The sequence below is a fragment of the Halobacteriovorax sp. RT-1-1 genome (genome assembly GCF_047085455.1).
In the GTDB taxonomy this organism is placed as follows: Bacteria; Bdellovibrionota; Bacteriovoracia; order Bacteriovoracales; family Bacteriovoracaceae; genus Halobacteriovorax_A.
In genome coordinates this window covers 1,801,065-1,817,427 of sequence record NZ_JBKIXZ010000001.1, presented here as the reverse complement: position 1 = coordinate 1,817,427, position 16,363 = coordinate 1,801,065, and the positions used below count along the sequence as shown (strand labels likewise).

At 38.2% G+C, this 16,363-nt stretch carries 13 protein-coding genes and 1 riboswitch; of the genes, 7 read left to right on the top strand and 6 right to left on the bottom strand.

Annotation, left to right across the window (positions count from 1 at the left end):
- The first annotated feature begins 87 nt into the window (after positions 1-87).
- Positions 88-972 carry a protease HtpX gene (gene htpX / locus ACMAWV_RS08905; RefSeq protein ID WP_103217210.1) on the top strand — a complete coding sequence of 295 codons (885 nt, stop codon included), beginning with the start codon at positions 88-90 and terminating at the stop codon, positions 970-972.
- Here the strand turns inward: htpX and ACMAWV_RS08900 are convergent.
- On the bottom strand, positions 969-2,093 hold the full coding sequence (locus ACMAWV_RS08900) for a succinylglutamate desuccinylase/aspartoacylase domain-containing protein (RefSeq protein WP_412469538.1): 1,125 nt from the start codon (positions 2,091-2,093) through the stop codon (positions 969-971). The two genes, htpX and ACMAWV_RS08900, sit on opposite strands and share 4 nt — an antisense overlap.
- A gap of 154 nt (positions 2,094-2,247) precedes the next feature.
- Here ACMAWV_RS08900 and ACMAWV_RS08895 point away from each other — a divergent pair, with 154 nt between their 5' ends.
- Complete coding sequence (locus ACMAWV_RS08895) at positions 2,248-6,423, top strand: hypothetical protein (protein WP_412469539.1); 4,176 nt, start codon at positions 2,248-2,250, stop codon at positions 6,421-6,423.
- Positions 6,424-6,432: 9 nt separating this feature from the next.
- Here the strand turns inward: ACMAWV_RS08895 and ACMAWV_RS08890 are convergent, their stop codons facing one another.
- From ACMAWV_RS08890 to lysC, 5 genes are read right to left on the bottom strand one after another with little or no spacing between them, the layout of a single operon-like run.
- Positions 6,433-7,629, bottom strand: coding sequence for a PLP-dependent decarboxylase (locus tag ACMAWV_RS08890; protein WP_103217213.1), 1,197 nt, complete (start codon positions 7,627-7,629; stop codon positions 6,433-6,435).
- A gap of 12 nt (positions 7,630-7,641) precedes the next feature.
- Positions 7,642-8,397 carry a 2,3,4,5-tetrahydropyridine-2,6-dicarboxylate N-succinyltransferase gene (locus ACMAWV_RS08885; protein ID WP_103217568.1) on the bottom strand — a complete coding sequence of 252 codons (756 nt, stop codon included), beginning with the start codon at positions 8,395-8,397 and terminating at the stop codon, positions 7,642-7,644.
- A 5-nt stretch (positions 8,398-8,402) separates the two neighbouring features.
- Positions 8,403-9,299 (bottom strand): 4-hydroxy-tetrahydrodipicolinate synthase, encoded by an 897-nt coding sequence (gene dapA / locus ACMAWV_RS08880; protein ID WP_412469540.1) that lies wholly within the window; start codon positions 9,297-9,299, stop codon positions 8,403-8,405.
- Positions 9,300-9,328: 29 nt separating this feature from the next.
- Complete coding sequence (locus ACMAWV_RS08875) at positions 9,329-10,009, bottom strand: 4-hydroxy-tetrahydrodipicolinate reductase (RefSeq protein WP_412469541.1); 681 nt, start codon at positions 10,007-10,009, stop codon at positions 9,329-9,331.
- On the bottom strand, positions 10,009-11,379 hold the full coding sequence (gene lysC, locus ACMAWV_RS08870) for a lysine-sensitive aspartokinase 3 (RefSeq protein ID WP_103217216.1): 1,371 nt from the start codon (positions 11,377-11,379) through the stop codon (positions 10,009-10,011). The genes ACMAWV_RS08875 and lysC overlap by 1 nt, the downstream gene beginning before the upstream one ends.
- 105 nt (positions 11,380-11,484) lie before the next feature.
- Positions 11,485-11,697: riboswitch (Lysine riboswitch) on the bottom strand.
- Positions 11,698-11,787: 90 nt separating this feature from the next.
- On the opposite strand from lysC, the gene asd reads away from it, so the two are divergent.
- The 5 genes from asd (at position 11,788) to ACMAWV_RS08845 (ending at position 16,359) form a co-directional block, all read left to right on the top strand.
- Complete coding sequence (gene asd, locus ACMAWV_RS08865; protein ID WP_103217217.1) at positions 11,788-12,885, top strand: aspartate-semialdehyde dehydrogenase; 1,098 nt, start codon at positions 11,788-11,790, stop codon at positions 12,883-12,885.
- A gap of 7 nt (positions 12,886-12,892) precedes the next feature.
- Entirely contained in the window at positions 12,893-13,636 is a 744-nt protein-coding gene (locus ACMAWV_RS08860) for a phytanoyl-CoA dioxygenase family protein (RefSeq protein ID WP_103217218.1), read from the top strand.
- Positions 13,637-13,727: 91 nt separating this feature from the next.
- Positions 13,728-15,290, top strand: a complete 1,563-nt coding sequence (locus ACMAWV_RS08855) for a DUF1254 domain-containing protein (protein WP_103217219.1) — start codon at positions 13,728-13,730, stop codon at positions 15,288-15,290.
- A gap of 8 nt (positions 15,291-15,298) precedes the next feature.
- The gene (locus ACMAWV_RS08850) at positions 15,299-15,475 is read left to right on the top strand and encodes a hypothetical protein (RefSeq protein WP_412462596.1); all 177 of its coding nucleotides are present in this window, start codon (positions 15,299-15,301) and stop codon (positions 15,473-15,475) included.
- A gap of 77 nt (positions 15,476-15,552) precedes the next feature.
- Complete coding sequence (locus ACMAWV_RS08845) at positions 15,553-16,359, top strand: hypothetical protein (protein WP_392991967.1); 807 nt, start codon at positions 15,553-15,555, stop codon at positions 16,357-16,359.
- Positions 16,360-16,363: the final 4 nt, after the last annotated feature.

Genomic DNA, 16,363 nt, shown 5'->3' with positions numbered 1-16,363 from the left:
TTTGTAAACAATAATTCGTCTTATTGACCAAATTTACGATTAATCTCTATCATATTGAGAATATTATTTTTTAGGAGTTAATCTAAAATGCTAAGAATTGGTTTATTTTTACTTACAAACATACTGGTCGTTGCCACAATCGGTATCGTTCTTAATTTACTTGGTATCCGCGGCTATATGACTGAAGCGGGGATGAATTATAATTCCCTGATCATCATCTGTGCTGTTTGGGGACTTGGTGGGTCTTTTATATCTTTGGCCCTCTCTAAATTCATGGCAAAAATGGCCTATCGCATGACAGAGATCTCTCCAAATGATCCTAATTATGGATGGGTTGCTCAAGCAGTTCATCAATATGCACGCGCTAGTGGAATTAAGAATCCAGAAGTTTATATTTATAACTCAAATGAAGTAAATGCTTTTGCTACAGGGCCAAGCCGTAATAATTCAATGGTTGCGGTTTCTGCAGGTCTGCTTCATACAATGAGTCGTGATGAGGCAGAAGGTGTCATTGGTCACGAAGTCGCTCACATTGCAAATGGTGATATGGTGACAATGGCACTTGTTCAAGGTGTGGTAAACGCTTTTGTCATGATCTTATCGCGAATTGGGGCCATGGTTATCTCAAATGCACTTCGCTCTGATGACGAAGAGGGACCAGGACTTGGGCCTTTTGCCCATATGGCGCTTGTCTTTGTTCTCGATATTATTTTTGGCCTACTTGCTATGCCTATTACGATGTGGTTTTCACGCTTTCGTGAATATAGAGCAGATGCAGGAAGCGCGAAATTAGCTGGCCGTGAGAAAATGGTTGCAGCTCTTCAAAAACTTCAGCAGAGTACAAAAATGGTTGATAACTCAGATCCAAATCTTACAGCTTTTAAGATTTCGAGTGGGCCATCTTTTGCTGAGCTTTTTAGCTCTCACCCAAGCCTTGATAAGCGTATTCGCGCACTACAGACAGGCCTTTAAGATTCCTTTAACGTAAAATTCGTAAAAGCTTCTAATATACTCATGCCCCTTTTCACATTTGAACTTGGGGCATGATTAATGACAATACCATCACATGGTGCAATGATAGGGGAGATAACTTCTTCTAAGCTTTCAAGTTTATCAAAGTGATAGACACTCATGATCTTTTCACCCTTCTTAAACTTTTCTCCAGGAGCTTTGTGATACTCAATAAAGCCTGCACTTGGTGAAAAGAAGCCCTTGTAATTCTTTAATTCGCAGAAGTATTGTGTATTCTCTTTTGTGTTGATTTGCTCAGAAGCAATAACACCTCTCTTTACAAGGTAATTGTAAATATTGATTGCATCTATTTGGCCGGCCTTAGAATCTATAACTTCCTCACTGCCTAACTCTAGTGTGTAGGATTCAAAAGCATTTTGACTTTGATGAACCTCATGAAACTTTACCCATGGAAAAAAGCACGCCTCATCCATTGCTCCTCCAAACTCAGGAGGTATAACGAGATGGAAAGGGAAATTAAAGTCGGCCATTTTCTCTTTAAGATAATCTGGCCCGTAGATATAGCGACAACCAACACCTGCTGTGTGAAGATCGAGGACTATATCCGCATCACTTGCTAATTCTTGAAGAGTAATAAAGAGCTGCTTATTTTCATCGATTCCATAGGCCTTGTGATAACTTCTATATTCAGAAAATTTACTTTTAAGAAGTTCCTTATAAGCCTGCTTATTTTCACAGGCCTTAATTTCTTCTTCACTTATGAATCCTTGTCCCTCTTTTTGAGCAAAGAGGTTTAGATACATTCGATTCCAATTATCTCCTGTAATAGGGTTAAAGCGTCCATAAGTATATGTTCCCATCTTTACCGATGTCGCATATGGGTTTGCATTAGGAATCATCCTAATTCTTGCATTTATCTCTTCGTCTTCTAAAAGGTTTAAGAGTTTGAATATTGCCATATTCCCTTGTAGCTCAGCTCCATGAACATTTGCTTGGATATAGATTGTTGGCACATTCTCATCAATTTTATCAGGTATTAAATCGTAGATATGAATTTGGTACTGGGCGTGGTTTGTTTCATCAATTGCAATTGTGCTTTTTTCTAGTTTCCAATTAGACATGCTCAACTCCCTAGTGCCTCATTTATAAGTCACTAAATTTTCGAAATTTGACAGATAACCATCTAATTATACATGAAAACCCGTAAGTTGTTTGAATTAATCAAAATTTAAATAATAATTAAGTAATTTCTGATGGCCAGACGATAAGGTAGCGATGATAAAAATAAGTCGACTTTTATATTCAGCTTTTCTAGTTCTAGCAGTAGTTCTATCAACAACTGCAAGTGCTAAGGTAGGTCAACGTATTTATACGCTTGATTTAACTAAACCAGAGTATAAGAACTTTATCACGCTTCAGTACTATCATAATTCAATTGTTGATTTTCATGAAAAAATTGAAAATGCAAGAAAGTATAAAAATCGTTATACATTCCAATTCTTAATTGAAGAAGCATACGCCGCTTCAAGTGAGTGCTTCCTTGCGGGACACAAGTCTACACTAGTAAATGGTAAGTGTCAGATCCCAAAAAGTATCTCATGTGAGACCAGTTTCTTTGGTAATAAAATTTTAAAGCTTAGATGTAATCCTCTACTATTTGGCCCAGGTCAAGATGGGCGTGGCGCTTGTGTTAATGCTCGTCAAAAGGGAAGTAGTAGCTCTAACTTTGGTACAAGAGCATGTAAGAATTCTGCAAGCGAATATACCACTCCTCAAATTGTGAAAGAATTATTAGACGATGAAAAGAAGATGCAGGCCTTTGATGATCTTGCTTCACAAGTTGAAGAGTTTTGTCGTGATAATATGGCCGATGCTTCTTGTTTAGAACAAAAAGATAGAATTGCTAAGATTAAAGAAAGTGTTGCTAAGGCAAAAGAGAATCAAGAAGGTATTGAAAAGGGTGTTGGCCTAGGGCTTTCTAAAGGCGTCGGTATCCTTTCACGTTGTGAAAAAGATTACCGTGCACAAGCTGAAGATAATACTCTTGGAACTTTCTTTATGAGTTCAAGAAATATTGGTGATACTCTTGTTCAAGTTGCTTGTAGTAATGACCAAGTAGTACAAAGTGTGAGTAGTTCTGAATTAAATACTCTTTCTGAGGATTTTGGACGAATTAAGAGACACTCTTCTATTAAATCTCTTCTAGATGATAGTTTAAAAATTGGAAGTGAACTTTCAATGAAGAATTATATTCTTCATAAACTTAAGTCTGATGGTGCTAGTGAGAATAATCTTGATCGTGCAATTGATAAAATTTTAAAGGAATCTCCAAGTTTCGCACAGGAGCCTTTTTTAGGTATTCTAAATAGTGCAAAAGATGAATTTAAAAAGGCCATCGCTGATGGAAAAATCAAAAAGACTAATAAGGGAGAGTTAAGATCAAAAGTTAATGATCTACTTGATGGAATCAATAATCAATGTGATAAAATTAAGACAAAATTTCCATGTGTAACTTCATCTCAGGTAGGAAACTACTACATGGGTGATACACCATATTGTACAACTGTAAGAAGTTCTCGAGCGTATAAAGACTTTATCGCGACGGAACAGAATAATTATGTTTCTAATTTAATGAGTTTTTCTAATGAAAACCCTGATTTTAGAAAGTATTACGCAACAAATGAATTTCGTTCGAAATTTCATGCACCATCAAATGACTTTGCAAAGGACTGTGCGGAGAAAACTTCTTTATTTGGGACAAGTAAGCCAGCAAGTGCAATTTCTACAAGTGATTTTGCAGATCTAGATAAGACTGTAAGTGAAAATATGCTTGAAGACTTAGAAGATCTTGAAGACAAGATTCCATCTTCGTCAAAAGATATTAACGATATGGATGACGATTTAAAGGATCTTCTAAAGTATAGGCCATATCTTGTTGCGCAAGCATTCAAGAACAATCGTGCAATTCCAGGCCTACAAGATATGCAAGCATCATTCCTATGCAGTCAGATGCGCGATATTTATGCCAATGATGAAACTTGGAAGCTAGCAAATATCACAATGGCCGGGGCAGGGATGGCACTATCTGGCGCCCTTGTCATGACAGGAATCGGAAGCCCAGTGGGGATTGCACTTGCTTCAGCGAGTTCTGCACTAATTGTTGGTGAGGCGGCCGTAGGTGTAAGAGAAATTAATGATGCTAATAAACAGCTTGATACAACTGATACAAAACACTCTCTTGGCCTTTCTTCAACTGAAGAAAATATTGAGGCCATTGCAGCTGCTGAGTCTCAAAAACTTAGTGGTCAGATTGCCGTTGGTTTATCACTTGTTAGTGTTGCAACCGATGGTGTAGCTGTAGCAAGATATGGTGCTGAGGCCCTGAGTGCAACAAGAGCTGGCCGAAGTGCAGGTTCTACGACTGGTGCAGCTGTCGCTAAAACAGCTAAAGGTACACAGGTCGCGACAACAACGACAAATGTATCTCCTGCACCAATTGGAATCTTAAATACTAAAACATTGCTGAACGCACCAAAGTCTCAATCTGTTATTGCACTACCTCCACCTAAGGTTCTTGGACTTCCGGCACCAACGACGACGAGTAAGGCCGTTGCTGTTGTTGATGATCAGTCACAAGTTCCAGCGATGCTAAGAAGACTTGAAAACCAATCTGGTGGTAAGTTAACTAATGCAAGATTCTTATCTGATAAGCTCATTCCAGAGGTGAGAAGCTATATTAATGGATTTGATGAAGCCGCTAACCCAAATGTTGTTTTCTATACGCGTTTAGGAAAGCGTATGGAAACATTAAAAGAAGGAAAGCTACTTGAGGATGGAAGTGGTCTAATTATCAATAAAGGTTCTGATAATTATCAGGCCATCATTGATTCAGGACTAGGAACAGTAACTGATAAAGGTGTTGTCCTTAAGTTTGGTATTGATATTGATAATATTAAAATTCTTTCTGATGCTAAGACTGCTCAAGGTCAGGCAATGAGAGCAGAGAGACACTTTGTTTTTAAAGAAACTCAACTTCCGCAAATGAATGGAGCTGTTCGTAGCCTTGATGATGTTAAGGATAGAATCTATGATTTTTCTGGTTTAAGTGACCTTCAAAAGGCCACGACTTACCAAAATATTGAAAGTAAAATTACTCGAGGCGAGCGCCTAAGTGATATGGACTTACTTGCTTTGGCCTATCGTAAAGATGTTGCTAAAGGTGGTGAGCAAAGAGCACAGGGGATTCTTGACCTTGTTACATCAAGAGATCCATCTATCATTGATAAGTTAATTAGTGGCCCAAGTGCTGCTTCAACTGCTCGTCGTGAAGTTCTAAGACAGGCGGTAAGCTCAGGTAAGCCTACGACGCCGCAAATAGCATCAACTACCTCAAATGCTCTTATTACAAGACCAGCTCGCGCTCCACATGGGACTCCGCAAGGAGCAATTGCTGGAGAGAAGGCCCTCGGACTTCCTGCTCCGACTCAAGCTAATCTTCCTGTTCCAACAAATCCGGGAAGCCTAATAAAGGAAACAGGACAACGTATTGTTGATAAGGCCAGACAATTGGCCCATACAATTGCCAGAACAGATGATAAGATAGAGCTAATTAAGGCAGCTAATAAAAAAGCAAGTGATGCAAAGACAGCTAGTGACACAAAGACAGCTGTTAATGATGGAATTACAATTGAAGGTGAGTTTACAGATATTACGAATCAGGTAAATGCACCTAGATTAACTTCTGGTTCTAATGGATCAGTGAGACCTGGATTACTTGCAAACCCAGGTGTTAGACTGGCCGGTGTTCACGCTGCTCAAGGCTCAAGTGCGATTGAAGCGACTATTGCTACAGTAGTTGAGGAATATTTAGGTGGCGGTGAGGATACTCAGCACGAGCTAGATATTAATGAGCCAGATCCACCAGCAGCAACAGAGCCTACTGATGAAGCTCAACCTGAACCTCCAGCAGCACCGGCAAGTACAGATGCAGATATTAATATTGATTTCAATGGTTCGAAACCTGCTATTACTGTAACTTTTGAAGCGACAAAGGTTAGTGCTTGTAAGATTAAAAAGACATATTTTGAAGAAGATGACGATGGAAACCGTAAAGAAAAAGTAAGTACCTTAAACTCTTCACTTGAAAGTGGTAAGGAATACGAGTTATCTTCTTATGATTATGCCTACATTGTCTCTGTTGAGTGTAAGGCCACAGAAGGTGACTTTAAATTAGTTACAACTGAAAACTTCAGTGATCCAAAACTATTTATTACAGGGTTAAATGAAGGTAAGGCAGAGTATGTCGTAAATGAGTGTGATGGCGAAAGTTGTGCTTCTGAAAGCTCTAATGGCCCAGGTAGAGCAGTTCCAAGACTTACTCCTGCGCAGCTTAGACAAATGGCCCCGCCTAATATTCAACTGGAAAATATTCCAATTTTAAATACTTTATAATTTGGTAGATTATTCAACCCAATCGGCACTTGTTTTAATTGTTCTAGGAATCATAACGTCTCCTTTGTATGAAACAACTTCCGCCGGTAGATTATGACAAAGAAAAAATGGCATACTCTCAGTAAAGCCATAAGCGCCACATTGAGTGAAAACTAGCCAATCTCCGTAGTCACAATCTTGTGGTAATTCAAAGACCCCAAGCTTGTCCAGAGATGTGCACAAAGGACCGTGAACGTGAAATTCCTTAGTTTCTTTGGCCTTTTTATCTTCATTTAAAACACGGCAAGGAAAGGCCTGATCCGTAAGGGCCGGTCGTGCGATATGATTGATACCGCCGTCAAGTACAAGAATCTCTTGGCCACGTACATTTTTTCGATCAATGACTTGGCTTAAATATAACCCGCATTCACCAACGGCAAAGCGTCCTAGTTCCATCCAAATTTTCTTAAGATTATGCTTCGCTTTCAAGCGCATAAGGGCAGCATTAATATCTTTAAAATCTATTCGCGCGTCTTGATTTTGATATGGAATACCAAGGCCACCACCAAGATCAATGACCTCTGGAGTGATATTCATCTTGCTAGCAAGAGTATTGATGCGCTCACAGGTTTTATCCCAAACCTCTTCAAGTCTTTTGGGATCAAGAATATTTCCCCATTGAAAAACATGAAAGCCAATGGCCTCTATATTTTCGTATTCATTTAAATCGATTGATGACCACGTGTCCTCATCAAGTCCAAAGGCCGTAATTTCATCTCCACCAAGAACAGACTTTTCTTGAGTGTCCCATTCAAGTTGTACCCTTAAAAGGGCACGGGCCTTAATCCCTAGCTCCTTAGCTTGTTCATTTAACCACTTTAGTTGATAGATACTTTCAACAACGACACAGTTAATTTCATGCTCGAGTAGAGTTCTAATATAGCCACGAGACTTACTTGGGCCAGTAGAGATAATGTCACAAGACTTCACACCACTGGCCACAACTTGGGTAAGCTCTCCCTTGGAAGCAACATCGACGCCGATTCCAAGGTTTCTGATAAGTTTTAAAATCGAAGACAGGGGATTGGCCTTACAAGCATAGTAAAGCTTTATACTTTCATCCTTATTGTCTGTGATATAGCGCAGATGCTCTTCAAGGGCATCTAAATCATAGAAATAAAATGATGAATCTAATCTCTTTGTTAACTTCGTTAAAACTTTTTCCATTAAAAATTTGCCTTATCTTAAAAATGCTTCTAGCTCAAGTGAGGCATCTGATTTTTCATCACGGTATTTAACAATCATGGCACAGTTCATTGAAAGGCCCATATCTCTTGCCCATGAAAGCTTCTCGTTAACAGGTCTTGTTCCTGGAACGACAATTGCGCCTTCTGGAATTGGCTCACCTGGTTCAAGTCTTCTTTCATTAACACAATCATATACCGGAACACCTTTTGATAAGATAACCCCTGGAGCAATAACAGCGCGTTTTAAAACTTGAATTCCTTCAACGATAACTGCACCGGCACCGATAAAAGCATCATCTTCAATGATTACAGGAGCAAGGCCAATTGGCTCAAGAACGCCACCAATTTGTACTCCTGCACTTAGGTGAACATTTTTACCAATCTGTGCACATGAGCCGACAAGAGCGTGAGAATCGACCATTGTTCCTTCATCAACATAAGCTCCGATATTTATATATGCAGGAGGCATGATAATAACACCACTAGAAACATACGCTCCACGACGTACACTTGATCCACCTGGAACCATACGAACACCACGGTCTACACTAAATTTTTGTGCTGGAATATTGTGTTTGTCGACAAAGCCTGGCCAGCCAAATTCAGATTGTTCAACATTTTTTCCAGCTTTAAAAACCTCAAGGATCATTTGTTTTACTTCAGTGTTCGCAACCCACTTACCATCAACTTTAGAAGCTGATCTTAAAGTTCCACTCTCAAGTCCTAAAAGGATTTCATCTACAGTCATTGTCATTATGCTTTTCTCCATTCATTAATTTTCTTATTTGCATTTAAAACATTAGCTTCTAATTTCATATCTTTGATTGAAAGTGGCGGTCGAAGACTTGCATCTTTAATTTGCCCATTCTCTTTCATAAGCCATTTTGCAGGAACTGGATTTGAAGCAACAAACATTGCGTTGCTCGATTCGACCCACATTTTAGTCTCTTCTTCACTTAATTCGCCACCTAAGCAAGCAACCGTGTATGCATGAGTTTGGGCCGGCCATGGATTTGAAGCGACTGAAACGAGACCTTTGGCTCCTAGAGGTGTAAATTCTGGAAGCATTCCATCATCACCACTATAGACTCGACCTAACTCACCAGCTGCTTCGACATATTTTGCAAATTTCTCAGGGCTTCCACTTGCTTCTTTAATTGCCCAAAATTGCTTATGCTTATTAAGGCGTTTTACGGCCTCAAATGAGAGCTCAATTCCAGCACGAGAAGGAACATTGTAAAGCATTACAGGTTTGTTTGAAACATCCATTAGGGCCTTAAACCATTCATACTGTCCTTCTGCTCCTGGCTTTGCATATAAAGGAGTAACCATCAAATAAGCATCGATTGCTAGGCCATCAAGGTATGATACCCATTCACATGTTTCAGTTAAGTTGATACCGCCAACCCCACACATTAATGGAACTTTTAAACCAAGATCAATAACGAAGTTTAGAATATTTTTTCTTTCTTCAAGATTTAGATTTAAGGCCTCACCTGTAGAGCCTAAGATTAGAATCCCATTTCCTGCTTTTTCTTGTTCTCTTAAAATAGACTCAAGTGAGTCCAGATCAATCGTTAAATCTGCGTTAAGGGGAGTAATTACTGCCGTCCAAAGGGGCGTTGAATTTATATAGTCGTGATTTGCCATTTATATAGCTCCTTAAATTAGTTTCTTTCTTAGCTATTTCTAATTACTTGTAGTGCAATATCGCTAAAGTCGTGTAAACCAGGCGCAAGATTACTTACGCGTTCACAGGCCCAAAGAGCACCTGCTGCAAAAATTTTTCGATCCTTAGCTTCGTGTTTAATTGTAATATATTCATTCGGAGTATCAATCTTTAATTCATGAATTCCAATAACATCTCCAATGCGCTCACTTGTAATAGTTGAGTCTTTTTCTAACCATTCTTGCCATGAAAGGGCAGTGCCACTTGGAGCGTCCATTTTTTTTGTATGATGAACTTCATGGATTTCATATTTTAGATCACTGGCAGGAAAGAGTGCTTGGGCCTTGGCCGCAATACGGATCATTTCTTTTGCTAGATTCATCCCAAGACTAAAATTAGTTGCTTTAATCCATGGTGACTTAATTTGACTAATTAATTGCGCAGTCCAAGTGAAACCAGTAGAACCAGTTACTACGCAGATTCCTGATTCGCTTAATAAATCGAAATAGTGCTCTAAAAATACATCACCATTCAAAAAAGAAAGGACTATATCAAATCTATTAAGATCATCTTTCTTTAAAGGATTTTTTGAATCAAAAACTTCTAATTGAATATGTGAATATTCTGGTGATTCACAAAGCTCAATTACTTTTGAGCCAGTTTTTCCTTTTCCTAAAAGTGCAATTTTCATTAAATGAATTCCTTATGTAATCTTTGAATCGTTTGATCAGCATCATTCTTACCTACTAAGAAACAAAAATTATGCTTACTTGCACCCAAGCAAATCATACGAACATTAATTCCTTCAACAGCATTAAAAATTCGTGCTGCTAAATTTGGTGTGTGATTGATTTCATTTCCAATTAGACTTACTAATGTTAAGTCCTTTTCCACTTTTACGCTACAAAGCTCAGATAAACGATCAATAATCTTCTTATTTAATAAAGCACTATCGTCTAATGTCAGTGCTACAGAAATCTCTGATGTCGTAATGGAATCAATACTGACTTTAAATTCATTAAAGATCTTAAAAATTTCAAATAGAAATCCGTGTGCTTGAAGCATTTTAGGTGTTGATAATGTGACAAGGCTTTGTTCACGTCTTAGCGCCATCGCACGAATTAGTGGCGCTGACTCAGTATCATTCTTAATCCACGTTCCAGGCTCATTTGGCTCATAGCTCGATCCAACAAAGACCTTAATTCCAGCACGTAATGCCGGAGTTAAGGTCGTTGGATGAAGTATTTTTGCACCAAAAGTTGCCAACTCGGCCGCTTCAGAAAACGTTATTTCATTAAGAAGCTTTGCTTCTTTCACTATTCTTGGATCTGTTGTGGCAATACCAGCAACATCTGTCCAGATCTGTAATGTGTCAGCACCCATGGCCTCAGCAACAAGGGCCGCTGAATAATCAGAACCACCACGACCTAAAGTTGTCGTAAGCCCATCACTCGTTGCACCAATGAATCCTTGCGATACATAGACAATATCGCCATATTTTGCATTCACAAGAAACTGGTCAGCACGAGCTTTTGTCGCTTCAATATCCGGAGCTGCCTTTGTAAAATTATCATCCGTTACAAGAACTTGTCTGATATCGAATAATTCAACTTTCTTATTTGATGCTAACTGTTCATTGATGCGTGCTAGAACTTCACTGAAGACAAGGGAAGAAAGTCGCTCACCAAGGCTTACAAGTGAATCATAGGCGCGATCCGAACACTCTCTTAGCAGTAGCATTCCTTTGGCAATCATCGTTACTTCAGATAGAAGTACTGTTACATCATCTTTTAAACTTTCAGAAGCCTGCATTTCTTGAAGGATTTGGCGGTGCTTGTCTTCGATTTCATGAATAAGCTCATTAACTCGTTCTTCGTCACCAGCAGGTGCCTTTTTAGAAATTTCGACAAGTAGGTTTGTGACACCATAGACAGCTGAGACAACGACCATATTAGCGCCTTTATTAACACTAATTTGAGCACTACGAGTCATGGCCTCGAGATTTGCCATCGACGAGCCACCAAATTTCGCTACAATAACTTCATTTGTTTGAGTTGACATAAGTCTCCAAAGTAAAAACGTTTAAAGTTTTAAAATTAAGTTAATTGTATGTAGGAGAATAAAGAAATGCAAAAAAACATCTAGCCAAAAGAATAAGCTAACATTTGCATTTGAAGCTCTCCACATAACTAAATCCTAATTTCGTTAATTAAAATTTACTATATGACAGTCCTAAGGCTTCTCCCTTAGTAACCAATAAGATAAGTTGCACACTCTGATCTTATTTCGGCAATGAACCCATTGTGTTGACTGATAACGGACTAATATAGTTGTGCATCCTTATCAACACGCTCTGAACACTGCGCCTCTTCAATTGAAATTAATTGTAGTGGATAGACACATTGATGTCTATACTTTTATAATTTTAGGCGTAATTATATGAAAAGGCCTTTGCCTGTGGAGATCAAAATGAAAAAAGTTGGAATTATTGGTTGGCGTGGAATGGTAGGATCTGTTCTTTTAGAGAGAATGGAAAGCGAAGGTGACTTTGCTAAGATCGATCCGTACTTCTTTTCAACTTCTCAAGCAGGACAAAGTGGTCCACTTATTTACAATGCGACTCATACTTTAAAAGATGCAAATAATATTTCAGAACTTGCAGATATGGATATCATCATTTCTTGCCAAGGTGGAGACTACACAAAGCAAGTGCGCCCAGAGCTTGAAAAAGTTAATTGGCCAGGATTTTGGATTGATGCTGCTTCAGCAAAGAGAATGGATGATGATTCTTTAATTATTCTTGATCCAGTAAATCGCGACATTATTGATAAGGCCCTGAATGATGGGATTAAAAATTTCGTAGGTGGTAACTGTACAGTAAGTCTAATGCTTATGGGAATTGGTAGCCTTTTTCAAGAAGGTCTTGTTGAGTGGATGAGTACAATGTCTTATCAAGCGGCTTCTGGTGGTGGTGCTCGTCATATGAAAGAACTTTTAACACAGATGGGAGTTATCGGAAATATGGCAACGCCATTGATGGATGGACCGATTCTACAACTTGATCAAGATATTTCAAATCTTTTGAAAAGTAATGAGCTTGATAGTGACTGCTTTGGTGTTCCATTAGCGCTAAATCTAATCCCTTGGATTGATAGCGCTGTTGAAGATGGCCAAACACGTGAAGAATGGAAAGCATTTAGTGAAACAAATAAAATTTTAGGTCGTACACAAAACCCTATACCAATTGATGGAACGTGTGTAAGAGTTGGAGCTCTCCGCTCACACTCTCAAGCATTAACTGTAAAATTAAATAAGTCTGTTGATCTTAAAACGATTGAAGAAATGATTAAAAACTTTTCTGAATACACTGAGTTTGTTGAAAATACACCTGAAGCAACACGTGAAAAACTAAATCCACGCTATGTTTCAGGAACTCTTAAAACAACAGTAGGACGTGTACGTAAGATGAAAATGGGTGATGATTACTTGAATATTTTTACAAGTGGTGATCAACTTCTTTGGGGAGCAGCAGAGCCATTAAGAAGAATGCTTAATATCGTGCTATAGTAATTATATGGAATTAGATTTTGATAAATTAGTTAATGATTTTTATGAAAATGGTTTTTGCATTGTTGAAGGCCTTTTTGACTATAAAGAAATAAAACGCATCAAACGCTCATTTGATAACCTTTATGAGGCGTCACAAACGATCAATGAGACGCAAATGCTAAAGCTTGCTCAATTTGTTTTTGATAAGAGCGCTCTTAATCGCATTGTCTGGTGTGGTGGATATGATGAGCACTTACTTGATATTGGTGCTGATAAAAGAATTTTAAATATTGTTAGTAAGATTCTAGAATCAAATGAAATGGTTCAACTCATTAATCAGGCCCACTTCAAGTTACCAGGACAAATTGTAGAGTTTAAGTGGCATCAAGATAGTGAACACCGTCGCTACGGCACTGAACTCTGGGAAGATGTTGATGGGCGAGGAAGTTATGTACAAACTGTAATGGCCATTGATGATATGAATTCTTTAAATGGACCACTTAAGTTTATACCTAAGTCACACTTACAAGGTCATCTTAATTATAAAGAAGATCCAAGTATTATCGACGAATTGCTAGATAAGCTTCCGTCTATCGACTTACAGCTTAAAGCTGGAGATGTTGCCTTCTTTGGCCCGTATACTTTTCACTCGTCATCTCTTAATAAAACAGATTCACCAAGAAGAGTTCTCATCAACGGATATGCACAGCCGGGAGCTAATAAGAGAGAGTATCCAGGTGCTGGATACGGCAGACATTTGACTCTTTAAATATTTAACTTTAATTCACGATTCTTAAGTCCATTGCTATTTTCCTTGCGCTATATTGTGACTAAGCACACAATAAAACAAGGAAATAGCTATGAGCAAATCAAGTTATAAGAAGTATCTTCTTCCTAGCTTAGGGGTGACTCTTGCCATTACATGGATTTTCACCGTTACCTATCTTATTCAATCTAATACACCTGAGAGTTCTCAAACACATTTAACGCGATCAGAACTTGATAAGATTTATTATGGGCAATCAACAGAAGCAGAGCGCTCGATTGCATCAGTTCCAGTTAAAGATGATCCGTTATTAAAAGAGGCCTATTCCTTAGGACTAAATGCTTACCTCTGGGGATCAACTCTTGTAAGAATGGAGAATATTGCTCGTACATATACTGATGTCGTCCAAAAACAATCTGAGACAAGTTATCGCGCACCCTTAAATGAATTTGGTCACTCAAGACGCTTACCTGGCCCTACTGATACTGATATGCCAACGGCCAATCAAGACACTCTTTATTCCAGCGCAATTTTGGACCTTAATCAATCAGCGATAGTCCTATCGACACCTGAAGTAAAAGATCGATACTATGTTATTGATGTTTTCGATATGTGGCACAACCTTATCAAATATGTTGGAACTAGGCAGACAGGTACGAGTGCTCAAAAGTATTTAATCGTCCCACCAAACTCTAAAGAAATGTACCAGAAGCAAAAAGGAGTGGAAGGTCTAACAATTATTGAATCTCCAACTTCTAAGGTTTGGTTATGGGGAAGAACCCAGATACTGAAGTCAGATGATATGGAAAAAGAATTAAATGATGTACACAAAATCCAAGACCAATACAAACTAACAGAATTAGATGAATATCTTGGTAAGAAAAATCGTGTCCGCATTTATCCTCTGTCAAAACGTGTTGGAAGTGATAGTGACCCTTTACGTTTTTTTGAAGAATTAGGAGAGTATTTAAAAACTAATCCTGTTAGTGAAAAGGAGAAGGCATTATTTGGGCAATTTAAGAAAATTGGTCTAACTAAAGAAGGATTTAAAAAAGAGATGCTCTCTCAGCAAGTACAAGATGTTCTAATACAAGCTTTAAATGATGGGCCCCAAGTGGTTGCTGCGCAAATAAGAAATCCAGCAAATACAAAATTCATTAATGGATGGAGCTATGTCTTTGATCTAGATAATTTTGGTGATGACTATGCTTTAAGATCAATGGTCTCTCATCCGTACCTAGGCGGGCAAGGGGCCAAGGAAGCTCTATATCCTTTGGCCGAAGTAGACTCTAAAGGAAATAAGCTAAGCGGTTCTAAGATGTATCGTATTCGTTTTGATCGTGAGCCAAAGGTTGGAGCATTTTGGTCTGTCACTGTTTACGATAGTGTAAGTAAAATGCTTATCGAAAATGATCTCAAACGCTACTCATTAAACAATAGTAGTAATTTAACAAAGAATTCTGATGGTAGTTTTGAGCTATACTTTTCTAACCAAGTTCCAAAAGATGAAAAGAAGAAAGCGAACTGGCTGGCCACACCGAAAGGAAACTTCTACGTTATTATGCGTTTATATATTCCGTCTCAAGAGATTTTAGACTTAAAGTGGAAGGTTCCAGGGATCGAGCAAATTGAGCCGAAGGTAATTTCAATGAAATAGGTGAAAATGTGGCAAAAAATGATTTTTCCAAATTTCGAAATATAATTCTCTCAGTCATGGCCGTCATTTTATGGGTGGCCATGATTTCATATCTTTATATTGAGCATGAAAATCGTAGCCGTATTCCTGCTTCAATGAAAGATAATGACTCAAAACAAAGACCTCATCGGCTCTATCGCAATTAGCTGACTTAGTTTTTGACACCTATGTAGATTTTTTGAAGACAATGAAAATAGGGCCATGCTTTTGCTATATTTTAGCTATGCGATTCCTATTACTTCTCATTCTTTTTTCAATTTTCAGTGTGAATTATTCATATTCTCAGGACTATGGACTTCTTGATGTGAAAGGATCAATTTATTCAAAAAGAAATGTCGACAATTATTTAAGGCCATTTCAAACAGATGGCTGCTCATCGATCTCCCCACAAGGTACTTTTAATGCTCCTAAATTATGGCAACATTGCTGTATTGAACACGATATAAGCTATTGGATGGGTGGCCCATTAATGGATAAAATTAAGGCCGATGAAGATTTAAAAAGCTGTGTATCTGATGTATTTTCAAGTATTTTTGGCAAGGCGATGCAAGTTGCTGTCTATATTGGTGGGAACCCAACTTTTCATACAGGTTATGCTTGGGGCTATGGTTGGAATCATATTCGAGGCTATCATGAATTATCGAGTTCTGATCGCTACGAGATTTCTAAAAAAATGCCACAAGATCCTTTAAATCAAGAAATCGTCGAGCTAGGTTTTGATAAAGAAACAATTCCTTTAAAAAATGACAATATCTGCTTAGAAGAAATTAATGACTTTCTTGAGAAACGCATTAAAGCAAAAGTTGATATTAAAGTTATCGAAGAAATTGATACATTCTTTTCGAAAGGATTCTTCATTGAAGCAAATAACTGTAAAGGTACCTTAAGAGCAATTATGAGACATGGTGTTGATCATAATGACTGTCGAGATATTCCTTATGAAAACAAATGGGAAAGAACGGTACGTTCACTTGAGGCAACTGGAGAGTGTGCTGAGATTTATGGAACCCAGCACTCTTTAAGAAATTAATAGT